The organism is Portibacter lacus, assembly GCF_021533215.1.
Lineage (GTDB): Bacteria > Bacteroidota > Bacteroidia > Chitinophagales > Saprospiraceae > Portibacter > Portibacter lacus.
In genome coordinates this window covers 458548-480882 of the sequence record NZ_JAJNKA010000002.1, presented here as the reverse complement: position 1 = coordinate 480882, position 22335 = coordinate 458548, and the positions used below count along the sequence as shown (strand labels likewise).

The window sequence follows — 22335 nt, the reverse complement described above, 5'->3', positions numbered from 1 at the left end:
TATTGCCGTCTATAGTAATTTGAATATTACTACTATTTTTAAATTTCAAATAGATTAGTAGGAGTTTCGATCTCTGATTTTTGAATGAAAGAGAAACGTATAAAATGAATTTATGGAAAATAATGATCTTGATATAAATATAGTTCCAATTAAGAATGCTTCACTTGCAGACCTTGTTGAAAAAAAGTTAATGGAGTATCTGAAATCTAATAATTTTAATGCGGGTGACTCCTTGCCTAAAGAGATGGAATTAGCCGAAGCATTAGGAGTAAGTAGAAATGTGGTTAGAGAAGGTCTAAGTCGACTGAAAATGTTGGGAATGGTCGAATCTAAAAAAAGAAAAGGCATGATCATTACTGAGCCGGATATTCTTAGTAGCATGACTAGACTGATGGACCCAGCACTATTAAGTGAGGAAACCATGCAAGATGTATTCGAATTGCGTCTCGTTCTAGAAGTGGGAATGTCAGACCTTTTATTCATAAGAAAAACGGAAAAAGATATTTTAAGATTAAGAAATATTGCAGAGCGTGAAGCGAAAGATCCAAAGTGTAAAACGTCTCAAAAAGTTAGGTCTAAGTATGAAATAGAATTTCATGGTAAGCTGTATTCTATGACAGGAAATTCTACATTAACAAGATTCCAGAAAATGCTGCTTCCTATTTTTAATTACATGATGGTTGTTGAAGCAAAATTAGAAGAAGAGCCACCGAGAGGAAAAATCAATCATTTCGACCTAATCGATGCAATAGAACATGGTACTGCTGAAGAATTTAGAAACAAAATGAGGGAGCATTTAACACCTCATTATGCTAGGTTTAAATAAGCAACTCTTTCATTAGAAAATATACATTTACATTTTCAGCTGGGTATATCAATAAAATAAAATTTGCCCGTTATGTACATTACGAGCAAATCTTATAACCATTATTTATTTAGATAAAATCATTTTCTTAGAAGCCACATAATTTTGACCGTTCTTACCAACTGCATTGATCTTATAAAAATAAGTACCACTGCTTAGGTTAGCGCCGTTAAAATTAAAGACATAAGAACCTGGAGCTAATCCATCTTGACTAGACTCATAAATTTTCTTTCCAACAAGGTCATAAACACTTAGTGTTACATCAGATTGTTGTTTAATTCCGAATTTGATTGTTGTAATATCAGTAAATGGATTTGGAAAGTTTCCAGCAGAATTTAATTGACTTGGATCTCTTAATTCTTTAACAGAACTTGACAATTCAGTAATCAATGGAGTATTATCCATCGTTTCTGGATCGTAGAAAAGTTGAGCATTAAGCATTGAGTCTCTGATGTCTGCTATAAAAGCATCTCTGTTAGCTAAATATTCTGCTTTTTTCTCAGGGAACCAGTTTAAATCTCCAAGAGGTAGTCCGTCTGTTCCTGCTGTTTGCAAACCTGAATTAGAGTAACTCAAATCAAATGCTGGCGGCCAGTTACTAAGTGAAGGAGCACTATTAGCATCGAAGGTAACCGGTGATGGAATTCTCCAATCGATCCAATTATCATCTGGTGTTCTATTATAGTGAAGGTTAATGTTTTCTACAATTGTTCCGATATTATCTGGAACAGAAGCGAATCCAGGATCAATATCTGCGTAATTTGCACCAATTCTATAGTTGTCATCCGCCAATATGAAAGAATCTACTTCTGCAAATTCCCATAATTTACTCAATGCTATAGAATCACCAGATTTTGTTTCGAACCAGTCTACAACTTCCTGTGGACGATAAAATAGATTCTGTCCTACATACAATGATATATGATCTAAAGCATTTGCTAATGGAGAAAATACGTTTAATCCAGTCCAATATGTTGCATAGTTATCACTAGGTGCGGAATGATTTTCAGTTGCATATCCAATAAAGTGGTAATTGTAGAAAATGTTATTTGCTTGAATGATTTCATTTCCACGATGCTCTTCACCAGCTACGATTTGATTAACCACGGTGTTATGCGTCTGATGAATAGTCGCTTCTTCGAAAGGACCAGCATTTGCAAGTAAACGTCCACAGTTCACTATGGTATTGTTCTCCCAGATTACTTCATCAGGTGCACTATCCATACGTATCGGGAAACCACCCCACTGAGAATAACTTACCCTTACACCATTTATGAAAACAGTATTCGTTACGGAGATACTTTCTGCTTCAGAGTTCTGATTTCTAAGTGCAAAATCTGTCCAGTCTGTAATCACGCAGTTATCTACAACAAATCCGCTGCCACCAGTATTGTTTATCATAACTCTACAAACTTCATCATTACTATGTGTTCCACTTAAAATAACATTCTCAAGTGTCAATTTTCCACCTTCATTAATTTGCATGAATTGTCTTTGTGAACCGTCAGCTCCTGGAGTTTGTAATATGACAGGTGGGTTAGCCTGGTCTCTAATCCAGTCTTCACTTGGACCTTGGATCGTAACATCATGTACTAAATCTAAACGGCCGTCAAATGCATAAAATCCGCCAGCTTCCATAGTATAAACACCATCAGCAGTAATTTGAGTGTTTACAAATTGATTTGGATCAAGTGCTGTCTGAGCTTTTAAAGCGGTGCATAGCCCTAGAATAAGCACCATTAATAAAAAAGTAAATGTTTTTTTCATAATCTCTATTTTTTGTTGTTTTAATTTATTTCAATGTTTGATGGAATTAAGAATTCAGCTTACTTCCAGTGTTTATTTTATTTATTCCGGTAATTTGTGAAATGAATAGCGCACACCTAGGTCCACAGTTCTCCCATAATATTCTAAAGAGGAAAGCTTCTCTAATACGCTTGTGAATGATCGATCTGGTGTGTTGGTTAAGTTGTTAACATTCAGATATACCTGAAGTCTTCCTTCTAACCATGGTAGTTTTTGATATGCTGTAAAGTCCCATCTTTTATAAGCAGCAGTATAAGAATCTAATTCATCATAAGTTCTATTAACACCGTCCAAAACATTGTCTGTGTATACATATGATAATCGGGTTGAAAAACCACCGATATCGTAACCTATTGTAAAATTGAAAATGTCGTTTGGCTGATCTGGCATTCTACCAGTTCTAATGGTGTCGATAAATATTATTGGTGCGAATGGTCCAGTTCCATCTCTTCTTGATGTTTGTAATGGATAGGCTGTCTGGGATTGAATCTTCGTGTAATTAACGTTTAAGACAATACCCTTAAGAAATGAAGGAAGATACCATGTATTATGTTGCCAGTCCAATTCTATTCCTCTTACAGTCGAGGTAGCATCTAAATTCAACCAAGTATTAATAACCGTTTGTTGTGTTGGAGATAGTTCGAACCTATTATCAATTGTTCCTGCATCTTTTGTTCTAAAACTTGTAGAAACAATTAGATTATCTATCTCTTTGTAAAAAGCACCAATAGTAATCAAGCCAAGTTTGTTCTGAAAGATCGAAGCATATATATCATAGTTGTCTGATAATGCTGGTTGCAAGCTAGGATTTCCCAAACTCATGGTAGGAGAACCGTTCGAATCATAGAACCTGTAAGGTGATATAGATCGGTAATCTGGATATATTATGCTTTTAGTCTTGGCAAATCGTATATCAAACCAGTCATTGGGTTTTACACGAAGTTGTAATTGCGGAAACCAGTTTGTGCCTTTAATATTATCATCACGTATTGCTTCTGATGAAAAGTTTTCCAGTAATGGACCGAATTTTTCAGTATCGAAAGCATTATAATTGAAATTAAAATTTTCATATCTTATTCCTGGGAAGAGCGTTACATACTTGCCGAAATTTACCTCAGCGGAAGCATAAAATGCAAATAGATTTCTTCCGTAATCATAATCATACTGAGTAGATTCTTTTATATCAAGTACATAGTAATCTGCTTGTTTTGCTACTTCTGTATATCTTATCATTTTAGAGATGTCCGCTCTGTAAAAGAAATTATCAATTCCAGAATCACCAGAAAGGAAGTCACCTATTTCATAAGATGGTTCTTCAAATAAGAAAGCTCTAATACCAAGACCTCTATCTATGTTTTCTATACCTAGTTCTGGCCATAAGGAATCCTGCACCAGAATGATAAATGCTTCTCCCTGAACATCTCTGTCTGGGTCTGTTTGCCGCTGTGTTTCATCATTATCTCTAAAGTTGCGAACATACTTACCGCCAAGTTTTACCTTACCTGAAATATTTTTAGAAAGGCTAAAGGGAACATTGAAGTTTAAGGCTGCCTCTTGAGCTTGTTCGGTGACATCTCTATTTAAGGTTTGAAATCTTGTCGCTCTTTTATCATTTTCTCCATTGACAACTACAGCAGCAGCTAATAACTCAGCAGGTGTTACTTGACTTGGATCTGTTAAAGATGGTGTTGTGAATCCTGATGCACTCTGCGCAATACCGATATTCATACTAGTGTTTTCAGATAGTTGCCCTGAAATCGAATTAGAAAAGGAGAAGTCCATGCTAAAAAAAGGAAAATCGAACTCACCCTGTAGTGCATTACTTACTACAGTATTGCTAGACTCACTTGAACTTGCACCCGCTGTCCATTCAAACCCTGATATTCGTAAATTATTCGACTGCGATACGTTTTGCCCTGCAAGCTTACTAATGAAATTATTCATAATGAGTGAGCCATTCTTGAATTGGTAGTCAAAAACCAAAGAACCACCTAATCGCTCTCGCTCTGTATCTCTATCATTAATATTCACGCTATTCAAGTCAAGCGGAATATTTCCGTTTTCTGTAACAGAAATTTCATTTATAGCATATCCTGCACTCAATACATCAGAACTTCTATTAAAATGATCTGCAAAACCCGAAACTTGAACACCAAACTTATTATTGAAAAACCGATTGCTAAGAAAGCCTGTTGCTCTATAGTTTTCATAGGTGTTAGATAAAGAAGAATATCCTCCTTGTAAAGAAAAATTTCCTCTTAATCCTTCAGAAGCTTTTCCTATTTTTAAGTTAACCGTTCCTCCCACTGCATCGGCATCCATATCCGCTGTTAATGCTTTAGTTACTTCTATACCGCTAAGGATGTTAGGCGCTATCATATTCAAATCCACACTTCTATCATTACGATCTGTAGATTGCATTCTAACACCATTAACCTGCATCACATTATATTTAGGGGATATACCACGGACTGCAACTTTCTGTCCTTCTCCACCGCTTCTAACTAGAGACATTCCTGGTAATCTAGATACGGATTCGGCGGCATTTCCATCTGGGACATCTTTAATTCTATCTGCTGAAACCACATTTGTAATGGTATTCGAATTGAGTTGTTGATTGATTGCTCCCATTTGACCTGAGGCTTGAGCAGTAACGGTAATCACATCACCCTCCACTCCAGCATAATCTAATTTAATATCCAGCTCTATATCACTACCTGCAACAACAATAACAGGAATAGATTGCTCCTTATAACCGATATATGCTGTGATGAGATTATAATTTCCAGCTGGAATTTGGTGAAGTATGTATTTCCCTTCTTCATCTGTTGCTGAGCCGAAACTGGTTCCTTCCAAGTAAACATTCGCAAAAGGAAGCTCGTCACCTGAAGATTTATCTATAACTTTTCCAGTAATATTACCAGATCCTTGTGCATAGATAGGTTGAGTTCCTATAAAGAATGCTATTAATACAAAGCAACATATAGAAATATATGATTTTGATATCTTATTATTAAAGTGATAAATGTTTTTTTCCATACTTAGAGTGATTACTATATAGTGTTAATTGTCTGCTGTTATTTTATTTGATCTTAGACTAGCTAAGTCTAAGATTTCCAAATTCCTTACTTACTTTGTTGAAATGATTTCCTAAAATCTTGGTTGCAATTGTGGAAAGCTCTCTCGTTAAGCCATCCACGTTCTTGTTTTTCGATAATGCGATTCTTGCTTGTTCAGTTAATCGGAAAGATGGTGCAATAAGAACACCGTTAATAGAATTACTCCTTTTCAGCATGTAGCTGCTTTCTATACCTTCATTTTCGAAAGTTGCCTCACACAGTAGATCAAATTGCGATTCCATTAAGGCGTCTTTTGAGAGCGTCCGGACATGAGAAATGCCTCTGAAACCAGCGACAAAATTGATCAGTAGTAGCCAATATTTTTCCATCATTTACTTACCTCTTATTTCAGAAAACAATTTAGGATATTAAGCAAGGCGTGATATGGACATATCATTCAGAAATATGGAATTTCTTTAATTAAGTATGTGGGAATGGGGTTTTTGCGTACTTAAATTTTAAAATGGGCGTAAATTCGGGAATATAATTTCTAATTGGTGTGTAGATTTAAAACAATTTATTTAGAGCATAAATGTGAGATTTAGCATGAATATGCATAGGTGTTCCTAGAATTTGAAATAGATTATTTATTGGAAATTTTAAAAGTATGAAGACTTGAATTATAACTCTTCTTAATCTGGAAATTTGCATTTGCCATTCTTTACTTACTACTTGATATTGTCAATGTAAATATTCTAAAATAACTACCTGATTTTATGGCGAAATTGGAAATTAGTAAAATAATAGATGCGATATCAAAGTTCTACCAAAGCTAGTTTAGTGATTAACAAATATAGTAAAGCGATATCCTAATAAGTACTAAGGAGTTTCTTTCATATTGAAAATAAGTACTCCACCCTGATTTAATTCATCATGAGAAATGTGTAAATTATCCAGCTTCTTGCCATTGAAACTGACATGATCTATGTAGATTCCATTTCCCTTTTTTTCGAAGGTCAGCGTTTTCCCATTTTGCAAAGCCATTTCTACATTTGAAAATAATGGACTTCCAAATTCATAAATAGGATTAGCTTCTGTTCCACCGTTCATTTGAAAAATTCCAAGCTTGATGATAACAGCAAGTGACCCCATGAGTCCTTGATCTTCATCGCCACTATAGCCTGTTTCAGGAGAGAGGCCACCGAAAGTTTGTTTGGTAATTTTACTTGTCCATAATTGAGTTAAGTCTGGACGGCCTAGTTGATTGAAAATAAAAGCAGTCTGTATGGATGGTTGGTTTCCATAGTTGATTGGAATTCTAGCTCTAGTAGGATCTTCTCCTCTTTCATGTGAATTTCCTGGTGTGAAATCTAATTTAGCGGCTTCTTCGAATTGTGCATTTAATTTTTTGACAGCGACTTCATTTCCACCCATAAGCTTAGCTAATCCTGGAATATCATGACCTACGAACCAAGTAGACTGAGCACCATTTGATTCGTTGAAACCATTTTCATATTGATAGGGATCGAATGGTTCTTTCCAGACACCATCTATGCTTTTAGGGCGCATCCATCCTGACTCAGCATCGTAGACATTCGCATAATTTTGTGCTCTTTCAGAGAAAATATTGTAATCTTCCGTTTTGCCCAATGCTTTTGCTAGCTGTGCTAATGTCCAGTCTTGGTAAGCGTATTCTAATGTCAAGCTAGCTCCATCTTGATGATAACCGAAATTTCCTTCAGGGATAGGGTAGGGGACATATCCATTTTCGATATAGTGATCCAGACCACCTCCCAGAGAAGTTTTATGTTCATAACCAGCTTTTGACATAATGCCTTTCGAAAGATGATTTTTCTTTAGGCCTTCATAAAGTGTTTCTACATCGTAGTCCCGAATTCCTTTTTGGTATGCACTGACTAGAAAGGGCGTTGCTGAAGAACCAGTCATCACATAGGTATAGTTCCCGCCTGATGGTCCTCTAGGAATAATTCCTCCATCTTTATAATATACTAATAGTGAATTAACAAATTCATTATAGATATCTGGATAAAGAAGTCCCCATAGGGTGTTAATGGTCCACTGAGCACCCCAGAATGAATCTGAATTATAGTGGTTGAATTTTGGTTTGCCGTTTTCATCTAAAGGTAGCTTGCCTATTCTAGGTTCCTCTCCCGTATAATCAGGATAAGCTCCGTTAACATCGCTAATGATTCTTCGGCCTTGAAGGCCATGCCATAAGTCGGTGTAGAATCTTCGCTTCTGTGTTTCATCTTCATCTGTTATTTTGATTCTTCCTAGCATCTGATTCCACTCAGATTTTGAATCTGCTACTATTTGGTCGAAATCCCAATCTGGAATTTCAGTCTCGAGATTCAATGCCGCATTTTCATTAGAAGTGTATGAAATGGCAACTTTCATTTGTAATTGGTCTACATCTTTTTCAAAAGTGACGATTTGGTTGTCGCTACTTCCTTTTTCGATACTTTTTATCGGTTGGTCAAATTTTACATTGAAGTAAACGACAAAGTCTTTCGGTCTTCTTCGAGTAGGTTCATTGGTCATCTGGCCATGTAATGTATATTCATCGATTAACGTAAGCGAACCATCTTTAATATCCGAAGGTCCGAGCGCACCACTAAGTTTGAATACTATTCCTTTTTCATTTTGATTTCCGAAAGTATATCGGTGAAAGCCTACTCGTGTAGAACTTGTTAATTCAGCTTTGATATTATATCGATCTAATTCTACCTTATGGTATCCAACCTGCGCATCTTCTTTGTCATGACTAAAGCTAGAAAAATAGTCATCCAGAATTCCTTCATCATACGAAGCATAGCTTACTGGTAACACCGAAACGCCAGAAATTTGCCAGCCATGAATATGACTAAAACCTTTGATTGTATCGGTATTGTACTTGTAACCACTCCCCCATGCTCCTTCATTTTGAGTATCAGGGTTTAGAGTAACCATTCCGAATGGACGACATGCAGACGCAAAGAAAAACCAACGGGAATTAGCAGCGTCTAATAAGGGGTAGACTTGCTCTACGGGATCTGTTTCAGATTCAACAGCTTTATCAACGTTTTGACTAGTGCAAGCTAAGCAGCTTAATACCGCTAGCAAGCATAAAATGTAAGGTTTCATTTATCTTCTATTATTATTTTAGCATTACCACTTTTCTTCAATGGCTTGATCTATTTCATTTAACATTTCCATTGTTGGGAAACCATTATTAGGTCTCCTTTTGCTAATATCATACCAGCCGTTCCATTTTGGATCTTTTGCTGGCTTCATTGTTTTTTCGATGATATCTTCTAGATGAACTTTTGCTTTTCTAAGGAGCATTTTAGCTTGGGTCTTTAGATTTTCATTCGATGCTTTTTCATATTTTAATTTCGTATCAAAAATTTGATGAAGCACTACTTCAAAACTCAATAAATCAGCATATGATTCCAGGGGGAAGTGGATTTGATCATAATAATATGCTGAAGCTGGGTTTGTTTCAGGAATCAATGAAGTGCTTTTTTGAAAACACGACTGGATCATTTGATTTCGAATACGGGCGTTTTCGATATCGCCATGAACACGTTCCGCTGTAAATGGCTTAGCGGATTTTCCTGGTGATTGAATAGGAAGTTCTGCTAGATAAGCAATCACTTCTTTTATTTCCCATAAATTTTGGACGTATCCTGCATGTCCGAATGAAGCTTCATCCCATTCATCCATCAGTTCAATAACTTGAAGTTGAAGATGCTCTGAGAAATACCTCTGTGCCCACATCTTGTAGAAGCTCGAGCCTGTGTATTCATCTGGATTTCTGCAGACTTCGCTAAATGCCTCCAAGTTTAAGAGAAATGGTCTAAACTGCTGACCATTTACTTGACAATAAGCAGTGGCATCATATTCGTCGAACATTTTATGCATGATCGTGTCTATAGTTCTTGGATATGGATGAGCGACGGTGTGGTTTTTCCAAAAACCCGCATGCATATATGTCCCGAACTGATAGCCATCTGTAGTATTGGGATATATTTCGAAATCTGCATATCCGTGGTCAGACCACGCTACGATCCAGTCATCTGGAGGTCTGAACCCTTCGTTATACATCGTCATGCCATCAGCGTAGCAAATCAGTACTTTCGTGGCGTCTGAATTATGGCTTTCTATTAAGGAATCGAGTACTTCATAGACCTCATTGAAAACTTCAATTTTATCTTCACCGCAGGTGCTCTTGTATTCCCAGTCCCACACCTGATTTCTTGGTCTTAGTGAGAATATATCTGCTTTGCCCAGGGGCGTTTCCTCCAGATAATACTTCCATACTTCTAACCACTTAGCCTTGTGTTGGCTCCAGCAATCTGCATATTTACTTTCTAATGATCTGATTTTATAGCCTAAAGACAAGTCGATCTGAACATACATTCCTTTATCCTGAGCATAATCTATCATTTCTTCTATATAATCTATGTCAATGTCATAGTCGGGTACCATCTGCATATACTCTTCTCGAAGATAAAATTCTGCCCTTCCTAAAAGATCAAACAGTTGGATACCATTATATCTCATTCGAATCAAAGCGTCGATCATTTCTGTATAGGATTCCCAATCATACTCGAGTAATGGTTCTTTTAGATTCATCAACTCATCGACATCATTTTCAAAGTAAACCAAAAGGGGGACGGTAGGTGGCTCAATAATTTTATTGTCTATGTTGAAAATAGCCGAATCGTCAATTTGTGAAACGCTATGACCGCTCCAGTAAATTAGAGGGTCTATGTTTAAGACAATTTTAGAATAGTCGTAAATGGCATATTGCATACCCTGAATATCGCTTCCGGCCAGAATGATGGTTTCAGAATCTACTTTTTGCCAAATACCACCTCGATATCCGGGATTTTCAGCGAAAAATTCTTGCCCTGAATCTTTTAATATATTCTTTAGTGTTTCATTATTGTCGAACGTGCCGATAATGATTTTTTTTGCTTTTAGATTGGCGTTAGATTCTTTTACAATTTCAACTTCGGAGCTATAAACTTTTAGGAGATCTTCTTTTAGATCTTCGGCAGTCATGAGCTCTGCTTTGCTTGCATGCTCAGAAGTTACAATTTGAATATTGTTTGCAGTGCTGCAAGAAATAAACCCTAGAATAGGCAGAAAGAGAATAATAGTATAATGGAAAAATAATTTCATTTTCAAGTTAAGGTAAATCGATGTATTAAAGTTGACTATAAAAAAGGCTCAAGTTTTGCTTGAGCCTCTAAATATGAATAAATATTTACGATATGAAACTTTTTAATTTTTTGATTTTGAGTCCATATTACCACTGAAAATTGTGACAAGATTGGTCCCTATTTTTTGATAAAATCTACTGATCCGAGGAAACATGCTTTGTATTTTATGAACACCTAGGACTCAATTAAGATCTATCTGAATTCAATTTGACAATGCTTTAGAAAAATGTTTAAACATTGTATAATGAATTGTCACTAAAAGCATTATATCAAATATACCTTACAAGTTCACCCATATTCTATTATGGGTAAACTTATAAAGTACTTAACTTAATCTTATTGTTTAGTCAATATCATTTCCTTAGCAAGGATGTAACTTTGACCGTTAATTTCTTGAGCACTGATTTTATATAAATAAATACCACTGCTTAGATTAGAAGCGTCAAAATTAATTTCGTTAGGACCTGATGATAATCTCATTTCGTTAGATTCATATACTTTCTGACCAAAAATATTGAATACACTTAGTGTAACATCTGATCTGTCATGTAAACCAAATTTGATGGTTGTACTTTGATCAAATGGATTTGGATAGTTGCCAGCAAGATAGAAATCGTCTGGAACCTTTTGACTGAAAACAGAAGAAGTTGCTTCCGTAATCATAGGAGTATTATCCATTGTTTCTGGATCGTATACTGCTTGAGCGTTTACCATTGAATCTCTAATAGATGCTATAATACCATCTCTATTAGATAAAAACTCTGCTTTTTTATCAGGATACCAGTTCAAGTCACCAAGTGGTAAGCCGTCTGTTCCAGCTGTCTGTAAATAAGTATTAGAGTAACTCAAATCAAAAGCTGGAGGCCAACTTAAAACAGGAAGTCCGTCACCACCGTATGATACCGGTGATGGAACTCTCCAATCCACCCATTCTCCAGTTGGATTCAAACGGTATGTGCTAACATGGTCAACGATTGCTTGAGTATTTCCGGGAGGAACTGTAAATCCTGGGTCTATTTCTGAGTAATTTGTACCAATGGTATAATTGTCATCCATTACAATAAATGAATCCACATCTGGGTGTTCCCATAGAAGGCTAGTTGCAAGAGAATCTCCACCAAATTCATCAAACCATTCTACCAATAAAGGCTCACGATAAAATAAATTTTGACCTAAATACAATGAAATACTGTCTAAGTGATCTTTCGAGTCCGCAAAATAATTCCAAGTTGTAAAGTATGCACCATAGGTGTTTTCTGGACTTGAATGATTATCTGTCGTACGTCCTAAAAAGTGGAAATTGTGAAATATGTTATTTGCTGTAATAAACTCGTTAGCACGTTGTTCCTCACCAGCTACACCTTGGTTGACATAAGTATTATGCATCTGAGAAATATTAGCATTCTGGAAAGGTCCACTATTTGCTAATAAACGTCCAGAGTTAACAACTGTGTTGTTCTCCCAAATTACATTATCACATGCTACGTCCATTCGCATTGGGAAACCTCCCCACTGAGAATAACGTAATCGTACTCCATTGATAAATACAGAGTTAGTGACACTTATGCTATCTCCTTTGTTTTGGTTTCTAAGTGCAAAATCCTGCCAATCAGAAAATGCACAGTTATCTACAATCATTTTACTACCACCCGTATTCGCTACGAATACGGCTGATATTTCATCATTACTGTGTGTACCACTAAAAAGAACATTTTTGAGTGTAAGTGAGCCACCTTCTTTAAGTTCGAAAAAATCTCTAGCTGACGCATCCGCTGCTGGAGTGTTTACAAAAACTGGTGGGTTAGTAACATCCATTATCCATCCGTTATCAGGACCTTGGATTGTCACATCAAAAGGCAAGTCAATTCGACCGTCAAAAGCATATGATTGACCAGCTTCTGCCGTGTAAACTCCTGCAGCTGTTATCTGAGTGTTTACAAACTGATTTGGATCAAGTGCTGTTTGTGCATTCAAGACTGAGCACAGTCTGAGTATAAGCACCATTAATAATACTGTAAATGTTTTCTTCATAATTACTCGTTTTTTATTGTTAAATATTTTTATTCGATGGACGTGAGTTTTGTGCTCGAATCCAACTATTCTTATTACTCCTTAGTTTTTGCAAACTTATATCGAAGTCCTAAATCCATTGTTCTGCCATAATATTCCAATGACGAAAGTTTTTGCAATGTACTGGTGAATGAGCGATCAGCTGTGTTCGTTATATTGTTGACATTCAGATACAACTGAAGTTGTCCATTAAGCCAAGGTAGTTTCTGGTAAGCTGTAAAATCCCAACGTTTATAAGCTGCTGTATAGGAATCTAGCTCATCGTAAGTTCTGTTGACTTCGACGAGAACATTGTCAGTATATACATAAGATAATCGAGCTGAAAAACCTCCTATATCATAACCCAATGTAAAGTTGAATATATCATCCGGCTGATTAGGCATTCTACCTGTTCGGGTGGAATCTACAAATACAGTTTTCGCGAATGGACCAGTGCCTTGCTTAACGGATGTCTGAAATGGATAGCTTGTCGAAGAGGTGATTTTTGTATAATTAATACTCACTACGATTCCTTTCAAGAATGATGGCAGATACCAAAAATTGGTTTGCCAGTCTAGTTCTACTCCACTTACGGTAGACGTAGCATCTAAATTAATCCATGTGTTAACTGTTGTTTGTTGTGTTTGTATTAAGTCGAATCTATTATTAATCGTTTCTGGATCTTTGGTTCTAAAAGTCGAAGAAACAATTAAGTTATCGATCTCCTTATAGAAATATCCAGCTGTGATTAATCCAAGTTTGTTCTGAAAAATCGAAGCATAAATATCATAATTTTGTGCAATTGCTGGTTGTAGGGAGGTATTTCCTAAATCCAAACTCGGACCACTATATGAATCGTAATACATATAAGGTGAAATTGCTCTATAATCAGGATATATTATACTTTTAGTGCTTGCGAATCGAATATCTAACCAATCAGTAGGTTTTACTCTTAGGTGTAATTGTGGGAACCAGTTAGCTCCTTTAATTTTATCATCACTCAATGGTTCATTTCTGAAATCTACAGGATTAGGACCGAATCTTTCTGTAAATGCTGAATTATAATTGAAGTTGAAGTTTTCATATCTAATACCAGGGAATAGCGTTACATATTTTCCAATGTTCACTTCTGCCATAGTATAAAATGCAAATAAACCTCTTTCGTAGTCATAATCATACTGAGTAGACCCTTTTATATCTTCTTCATAGGAAGCATTATTTTTTGCTAGTTCTTCATAACGTTGCATCTTTCCGATATCAGCTTTATAGAAGAAGCTGTTAATTCCTTCATCACCAGAAAGAAAGTCCCCGATGTCGTAATCAGGTTGTTCGAACAAGGAAGCTCTTATTCCAAGATTCCTATCAACGTTATCTAAGCCAAGATCTGTCCATAAAGAATCTTTCAAGGCGACCACGAATTGTTCCCCTACAAAGTTTCTGTCAGGTTGACTAAAGTTTAGTGTTTCATCATTGTCTCTAAAGTTACGTACATATTTACCACCGAATTTTAGCTTTCCTGAAATGGTTTTCGAGAAGCTAAAAGGAACATTTAAATTAAGCATGGCCTCTTGTGCTTGTTCAGAAACATCCCTTTGTAAAGTGGTAAATCTTTGAATCCTTTTTGCATTCGGTCCTTCTATGATTACAGCAGCATTTAACAACTCACTTGGTGTTGCCTTTGTCGGATCTTCCAGCGATGGAGTTGTGAAGCCTGATTCGGCTTGTGCAATTCCGACATTCATTTGTAGGTCTCCAGGAACATTTTGATTTGATATCGAATTAGAAACAGAGAAGTCTAAGCTGAAAATTGAAAAGTCGAATTGGCCTTGAATAGCATTACTTATTACTGTATTGTTCTGCTCTCCGACGGATGCATATGCAGACCATTGGTTACCGACAAGGGCTAGAGAATTTTGTTGTACGGTCTGTTGTTGAGCAAGATTACTGACGAAGTTATTCATTATGATGGATCCATTCTTAAATTGGTAGTCGAAAACCAAACTACCACCTAATCTCTGTCTTTGTGTAACTCTATCACTTATGCTTACACGTGCCAGATCGACTGGAATAAATCCTCCTTCTAATACTGCTTCTTCATTTAAAGCATATCCGACGCTTAGTACATCTGAATTTCTATTAAAATTGTCTAAAAATCCAGAAACTTGAACTCCAAATTTATTATTGAAAAAACGATTACTAAGAAATCCAGTTGCTCTATAATTCCCATAAGTATCAGCTAAAGATCCATAGCCGTTCTGCATGGAAAAGTTGCCTTGAAGTCCTTCAGCAGCCTTTCCGATTTTAAGATTTACAGTACCACCTACTGCATCTGCATCCATATCAGCTGTTAAAGCTTTAGTAACTTCTATTCCGCTTAGGATGTTTGGTGCAATCATATTTAGGTCCACACTACGATCATTTCGGTCTGTGGATTGCATTCTCACGCCATTAACCATCATCACATTATACTTTGGCGAAATACCACGAACTGCGACTTTCTGTCCTTCTCCTCCACTTCTTACAAGCGACATCCCTGGTAATCTAGATACGGATTCTGCAGCATTCCCATCAGGGACATCTTTTATTTTATCTGCTGAAACCACATTCTTAATGGTATTAGAATTTAACTGCTGGTTAATAGCACCCATTTGCCCAGAAGCTTGAGCCGTTACTACGACCACATCTCCTTCCACTCCAGCATAATCTAGTTCGATATTTAAGGTGACATCGCCACCTGCAGTAACAGAAACAGGCATGGAAATTTCTTTGTATCCAATATATGCGGTGATTAAATTATAATCTCCAGCTGGAATTTGATAAAGAATGTATTTCCCCTCGGCATCTGTTGCTGCTCCAAAACTTGTTCCTTCCAAATAAACATTTGCAAATGGAAGTTCATCGCCAGAAGATTTATCTATAACTTTTCCTGAAATATTACCAGAGCTTTGCGCTATTGTTGAGTTTACTCCTAAGAAAAGTATTGTGAATGTTAGACAAAAAACAGGAGCGATTGATTTAAACAATTGAGAGACAACTGTAGTCATGTTTCGAAATTTTTCCATAATAAATTTATTGTTCTATAACCTGCTAATTCAATATCACAGCAAATTAATAAGTATATATGTACTACATAATTACTAGGTGCAATATAATATTTATTCAATAATTCTCATTACATTTACATTTTTTAATTTGTGATTATCAAAATTAGAGTTTGTTAATTCTAAGTTAGTTCTTTTTTAATTCTAAATTAATAATATCAGACCGTATTATATTTTTATTGCTGAATTGGGTATAAATCTCAATTTTGCAGTTTTATGGCGGATTAAAATGAATATGACTTATTAAATGAATAGCACTAATATTGTTGAGATTTTGAATTTGTGATTTTAGTATTTAATGACTGTACTTTTATGAAAAGTTTATACACATCCTTGATTATTTTTCTTGGAGTTTTATGTTCTTATGGACAAAACACGGTAATACAAGGAATCGTAACTGAGCCTGGGAATTCTGATGGGCTAATCGGTGTTACCGTTTATCCTGTAGGTAAGATGGGAAATGGAACGGCAACCGATTTTGACGGTAGTTATGAAATTAAGTGTGCAATTGGCGATACGCTTGTTTATAATTTTCTAGGATATATCGAAGAAAAAAGAGTGGTAGGAACGCAATCCATTATTGATGTAGTCATGACGGCTGAATCTCTAGAGTTGGATGAGGTTGTTATTACCGCATTAGGGATGAAGCGTGAAAAGAAATCACTGGGTTATGCGACACAAGAAGTAGATGGAGAATCTATAAGTGAAAGTAGAGAACTGAATATGGTTAATTCTCTTTCAGGAAAAGTGGCAGGTGTAAATATTACACAAGGCGGCGGTGGTCTCGGAGGAGGAGGAGCTAGAATCGTAATTAGAGGTGAGACCTCATTGGCGGGAAATAATGGACCACTTTTCGTAATAGATGGTGTGCCTGGTGGTTCTAATGATGTGGCTTCAGATGATGTTGCCTCTGTTTCTGTGCTAAAAGGTCCTGCAGCAGCGGCACTTTATGGTTCTAGAGCAGCAGCAGGAGTTATCTTAATTACGACAAAGTCAGGTGCTGGCGGAGGAAAAGATAGAATAGGATTCGAAGTGAATATGAATGCATCTTTTCAGAATCCATTTATACTTCCTTCATACCAAAATGAATTTGGTCAAGGTTCAGGTGGTCAGTATAAATACTTCGATGGAAATAACGGAACTTGGCCTGATGGAACTATTTCTAATGATGATTCTCGACTCAACTGGGGACCTAAATTCGATGGAGTAGATAGGCCACAGTTTAATGGTTACAAGCCTTGGGTTGCATATCCAAATAACGTCAGAGATTTCTATCAGACAGGTTTAATTCTTAATAACAATGTTGCCGTATATGGTTCCAATGATAAAGGGGACTTTAGATTATCCTATACGAATATCAGACAAAAGGGAATTATTCCTAATACAGGGATTGGAACTGATCGGATAGATTTCGGTTCTAGTCTTAACTTAACTGATAAGATAACCGTACGAGCGAATATAAAATATATAGAATCTCGTAGTGATAATAATAGATCCGAAGATCCTAGATTGTATCCAAGAAATATAGACATAGATGCACTTAAAAATTACTGGGTTCCAGGATTAGAAGGGGTACAACAATTAAAATGGAGAGCAAGCGATAATAATCCTTACTTCGAGCAATATGAAAATAGAAACAGCAATGATAATCTGAGGTTACTAGGGAATGTTACTGTGAATTATCAGATTACGGATAGGTTATCTATTATGGGCAGAATCGGCCAAAACAGAAGTTATTCAGAGAATTATAACAGAGAAGCATTTAGCAGCGTAGGTACAAACAATAGATTTGGCTCTTTCTCGGCAAGTCAAGGGAAAAGTAGAGAGTTGAATGCAGACTTCCTTGCGCGATACCAAATGAATATTTTCAAGGACCTTAATGCAATTGTTTCTTTTGGTGGAAATCATTTAAGAACAGATGGTTCTAATATTTCGAGTAATGTAAATCAATTACTGATACCGGATATTTATAATTTAGGTAATAGACGAGTTTATCCAACAACTGGAAATGGCTTTTCAGAAAAGCAATTAAATTCCTTGTATGGTTTTGCCAACTTCGCTTATAAGAATTTTCTATACTTAGATGTTACTGCTAGAAATGACTGGTCAAGTACACTGCCTATAGACAATAATTCTTATTTCTATCCATCCTTTACTTTGAGTGGACTGGTTCATGAAGTGGTTGCGCTACCCAAAGTCATCAGTTTCTGGAAATTAAGAGGAGGAATTGCGAGAGTAGGTAATGATACAGGGCCTTATGCTTTGCAAGACGGTTATAGCTGGAAAACTGGAGAAGGCGGAGTGGCATCGATTGAGCAAAGTAGTACAAAAGCAAATCCAGATCTAAAACCAGAAATTACAAGCGCTTGGGAAGTAGGAACAGATATTAGATTCTGGAATAACAGAATTCAGTTAGATGCGACTTACTATAATTCATTGACTTCGAATCAGATTTTAAGAGTGGAAGTTTCTCCTACTACAGGTTATGATTACTTTCTAAAAAATGCAGGAAAGATTAGAAGCCAAGGGGTAGAATTAATGGTGAATGGTAGAATCATAGAAAAAAAGAAATTTTCATGGAGTGCTACTTTGAACTGGTCTATGGACCGATCGGTAGTGGAAGAATACGATCCAGAGAATCCAGATGCATTCTTATCAAGAAGTGTAACAACGCATTTATTTGTAGAGGATAAATTAGGGGAAAGAAGAGGAGCGATGTATGGGAAGTCTTTTCAGCGAGCTCCGAATGGTGAGATTTTATTTACCAAGTCAGGTGATACACAAAGAGGAGAAAAAGCATATATAGGTAATTACAATCCGGATTGGATGGGTTCTATTATTAATGATTTCCAATACGGTAATTTTGGATTGTCATTCTTAGTCGATGTAAGATATGGAGGTGTATTCTATTCTGAAACCAATTACAACTTGAACATAAGAGGTTTATCAGAAGCGACCTTATTAGGTGGCTTGGACCCTAACGGAAATTTAGTTCCTAGAGATTACATTGTTCCTGATGGAATGTACCTAGATGATGACGGGAGTTATAAAAAGCTTACGAGAGAAGTATTAATCGCTTCTGGGTTAAGTTCTGGAGGATTAACAGGTCAGCAATATTGGGAGAATGTGATGGATGCAGAAATACCTGAAGCTGTAATCTACGATGCGAGTTATATAAAGATTAGAGAGTTAAACTTTTCGTATTCATTTCCACAAGAAATGACTAAAAGATGGAAGTTGAGTGGTGTGAATGCGGGAGTTGTTGTAAGAAATTTGGCGTTATGGTCGAAGGTGCCAAATGTAGATGCAGAGACCTTTAGTAAATCTGACCAGGCTGGTAATATACCAGGATTGGATTCAGGAGGAATTCCTTCTGTTAGAAATATTTCGTTTAATTTAAGTTTGAAATTTTAATGAAATCAAATACAATATATAGAGGATTATTAAACTGGAAATTATTAGCACTTGGGGTATTCTTTTGTTTTACCTCATGTGATATTTGGGATCCGGATATTAATATAAACCCTAATACACCGAATGGTTTATTAGAGTCTGGAAATGATAGTGATATCGATCCTTCCGTTTTTATGGTGCCAATGCTTTGGTCCACGGTTGACGGATATGATTATTTGGCTTGGAATGTAATTCCAGCCGTATGTGAATATCATGGAAAGACGAAAAGTTTAAGTCAAGGTAATCGACATAAGTCGTGGCATGCCTTTGATGATTCAGGATTCTGGCAACCCATGTACAGCTCGATTAGAGTAGTGAAAAATCTCAGAAATGCTGCGATTAAAGCGCAAGACACTAGGTATGAAGCAATTGCTGATATATGGGAGTCTTATACTTTTTCAATGGTGACGAACTTATATGGTGATGTTCCATATTTTGATCCCATTTCTGATGATCCACCATTATTGAGCAAGTACGATTCACAAGCTGATATCTATCCAGCAATTCTTGCAAAATTGAAAGATGCAGGAGAAATTATTACGCGTCAGGATGCACCAATTAATGCTGAGAGTGACTTAGTATTCAGGGGAGACATGTTGAAATGGAAGAAGTTTTCTAATACACTAAGATTACGATTAGCGATGTATATGGCAGATGCTGCTCCAGCAGAAGCACAAGCGATCATCCAAGAAATATTAAATGATCAGGAAACTTATCCGATCATGCAGTCTAATGATGATAACGCTACTTTTAAAAATGATGCAGTAGAAAGGCCTTCTGTTTTATATACGATCAGTAAAGCGAAGATCGAAGAAGCACCATTTAGCAATGTGTTTATAGAAAGATTAATTACGCTAAAGGATCCAAGATTGCCTGTTATTGCTAAGCCAGTAAGAAAAGTGCATAGCAATCCAGAAACACATATACTTCCGAGTAATCCTGGACCGGTAAAATACGCGGGTCACATGTATGGAATAACAACGGATAATGCTCATGCTACACTTTGGAATGGAGGATTTCCATTTGCTTCGGCACTCGGAGATTTCTTTAGAAAAGAAGATGTAACTGGACAGCCATTAATAGAATCAGCATCTACTCCTACATTGATCGCATTGTATTCAGAACAAGAATTTTTTATTGCTGAAGCGATAGAAAGAGGATTTGTTGCTGGAGATGCGCAATCGCATTATGAAGCAGCGATTCAGGCATCATTTGATTTTTATAGTGTGGATTATGCAGGAGATGGATATAAGGGTGCATTTGGTTCGGAAGGAGTTAGTGATTTTAGCGAATATATTAGTCAGCCAGATGTAGACTACCAAGGTGGTCGTGATAAATTACTACTAATAGCTGAGCAGAAATGGTTAGCCTCATTTTTCTTGGGTATAGAACCATATTTTGACCATAGAAGAACAATGCTTCCTCCATTAAGAGCTTCTTCTGGAGCGGAGAACTTTGGACCGAATGGAAGTGGATCGAAATTTCCAAGTAGAGCAGCCTATTCAGATTCTGAAATAGCTAATAATCCAGGTAATGTTGCAGAGGCGAGAGCTAATGGATTCGATGTTCCTATTATCAGTGATGAGAGTAGAAACGAGGCGAAAATGTGGATCATCCAGAATAATGATTTACAAATGGAGCTGTTTCAAGAACCAGTATATAGCACCGATTATCCATTAATAGAGTCGATAAATGGTTCAGGAGTAAATTTTAAATCTTGGTATAATGATCATTATAGCACGATGTTTTGGTTCGAACGATAACAAAAAGTGATAAAGCTTAATAAGAAATGAAATTGAATTTTATAATATCTACAATACTGATGTCGGCTTTTATAGTTAGCCTTTCCTCATGTTTGGACTTCGTTGATGAAGGTCTGGAAACTGAGTATGGAGATTCCGATGCAGTTTTAGTAGTAGAAAGTATAGGACCTGAAAATGGAGCTGAAGGCGAAGTGATCAGTTTCTCAATTAGTGTGGACTCTGACTTTGATATTAAGTCTTGTATTATTCAGACGTCTAATGAAGGAAAGAATGGATCTGGCTTCAATGTTACGGATGAAAGTTTTGATGATCCTTTTGCTGATCATGGATTTGGAACAGTTCGGCCAGGGATACAATCATTTAAAGTAAGATATGACTACATTATTCCAGAGGAAATTAATAAGTCAATAATATCTGTTCTGATTGTCGATGAGTCTGGAAAAGTAGAAGTTGAGAAAACACTTAGAGTTGTTCCTCAGGTTCAGTTCCATGATGACATAAGTCTATACGCGAAAGATGCTACTTTTTTCGATGCACTTTCATCTAGTGAAGGAGTTGTTTATCCAGATATCAAGACTAATTCTAGTACATTATCAGAAGAAAATGTAGCTATTCAGAAGAAAATTGATATCGTATTTTATTTTAATACTGGTAATAAATCAGCTTACATAACGTCACTTGCTTCAGGTAATCTTGATACGGAACTAAGCTTTGAGAATAGTGCACTGTTTAAAAAAATTAGCCTTGAAGAAGGAAAGTTACTTAGTGAAATAACTCCTTCAGATCTTTCTTCCATTTTAGAGAGTGTAAATATGGTTGCAGATGGAAGAGGTTCTATTTCCAATGTGAAAGTGGGAGATGTGATATTATTTCAAGCAGATGTAAATGCGGTGAATTCGTTAAAAGCTGGAATATTACAAGTGGAAGGACTGCACCCAGCATCAGTCCCTAGATATGAAGGCACTTCCTATGTACTTGAGTGCTCAGTGATTACCCAAATATGAAATT

General features: G+C 36.3%; 11 protein-coding genes. 4 read left to right on the top strand and 7 right to left on the bottom strand.

Going from position 1 to position 22335, the window contains the following annotated elements:
• Positions 1-112: 112 nt before the first annotated feature.
• Entirely contained in the window at positions 113-826 is a 714-nt protein-coding gene (locus tag L2586_RS04435; protein WP_235291582.1) for a FadR/GntR family transcriptional regulator, read from the top strand.
• Between the two features lie 105 nt (positions 827-931).
• On the opposite strand, the gene L2586_RS04430 is transcribed toward L2586_RS04435, so the two are convergent.
• From L2586_RS04430 to L2586_RS04400, 7 genes are all read right to left on the bottom strand, one after another.
• Positions 932-2632 carry a T9SS type A sorting domain-containing protein gene (locus L2586_RS04430; RefSeq protein WP_235291581.1) on the bottom strand — a complete coding sequence of 567 codons (1701 nt, stop codon included), beginning with the start codon at positions 2630-2632 and terminating at the stop codon, positions 932-934.
• A gap of 81 nt (positions 2633-2713) precedes the next feature.
• Positions 2714-5710, bottom strand: a complete 2997-nt coding sequence (locus L2586_RS04425) for a TonB-dependent receptor (RefSeq protein WP_235291580.1) — start codon at positions 5708-5710, stop codon at positions 2714-2716.
• 58 nt (positions 5711-5768) lie between these two features.
• The gene (locus L2586_RS04420; RefSeq protein WP_235291579.1) at positions 5769-6032 is read right to left on the bottom strand and encodes a hypothetical protein; all 264 of its coding nucleotides are present in this window, start codon (positions 6030-6032) and stop codon (positions 5769-5771) included.
• Positions 6033-6609: 577 nt separating this feature from the next.
• A complete protein-coding gene (locus tag L2586_RS04415) occupies positions 6610-8874 on the bottom strand; it encodes a GH92 family glycosyl hydrolase (RefSeq protein WP_235291578.1) in 2265 nt (754 codons plus the stop codon).
• 24 nt (positions 8875-8898) lie between these two features.
• Entirely contained in the window at positions 8899-10920 is a 2022-nt protein-coding gene (locus L2586_RS04410; protein WP_235291577.1) for a glycosyl hydrolase 115 family protein, read from the bottom strand.
• A gap of 377 nt (positions 10921-11297) precedes the next feature.
• Entirely contained in the window at positions 11298-12992 is a 1695-nt protein-coding gene (locus L2586_RS04405; protein WP_235291576.1) for a T9SS type A sorting domain-containing protein, read from the bottom strand.
• A 74-nt stretch (positions 12993-13066) separates the two neighbouring features.
• Positions 13067-16072, bottom strand: coding sequence for a TonB-dependent receptor (locus L2586_RS04400; protein WP_235291575.1), 3006 nt, complete (start codon positions 16070-16072; stop codon positions 13067-13069).
• A gap of 351 nt (positions 16073-16423) precedes the next feature.
• Here L2586_RS04400 and L2586_RS04395 point away from each other — a divergent pair, with 351 nt between their 5' ends.
• Genes L2586_RS04395 through L2586_RS04385 form a run of 3 tightly spaced genes read left to right on the top strand, consistent with a single transcriptional unit; the run spans position 16424 to position 22331 of the window.
• Positions 16424-19525 (top strand): SusC/RagA family TonB-linked outer membrane protein, encoded by a 3102-nt coding sequence (locus L2586_RS04395; RefSeq protein ID WP_235291574.1) that lies wholly within the window; start codon positions 16424-16426, stop codon positions 19523-19525.
• Positions 19525-21327 carry a SusD/RagB family nutrient-binding outer membrane lipoprotein gene (locus L2586_RS04390; RefSeq protein ID WP_235291573.1) on the top strand — a complete coding sequence of 601 codons (1803 nt, stop codon included), beginning with the start codon at positions 19525-19527 and terminating at the stop codon, positions 21325-21327. The genes L2586_RS04395 and L2586_RS04390 overlap by 1 nt, the downstream gene beginning before the upstream one ends.
• Positions 21328-21353: 26 nt before the next feature.
• Positions 21354-22331 carry a hypothetical protein gene (locus tag L2586_RS04385; protein WP_235291572.1) on the top strand — a complete coding sequence of 326 codons (978 nt, stop codon included), beginning with the start codon at positions 21354-21356 and terminating at the stop codon, positions 22329-22331.
• Positions 22332-22335: the final 4 nt, after the last annotated feature.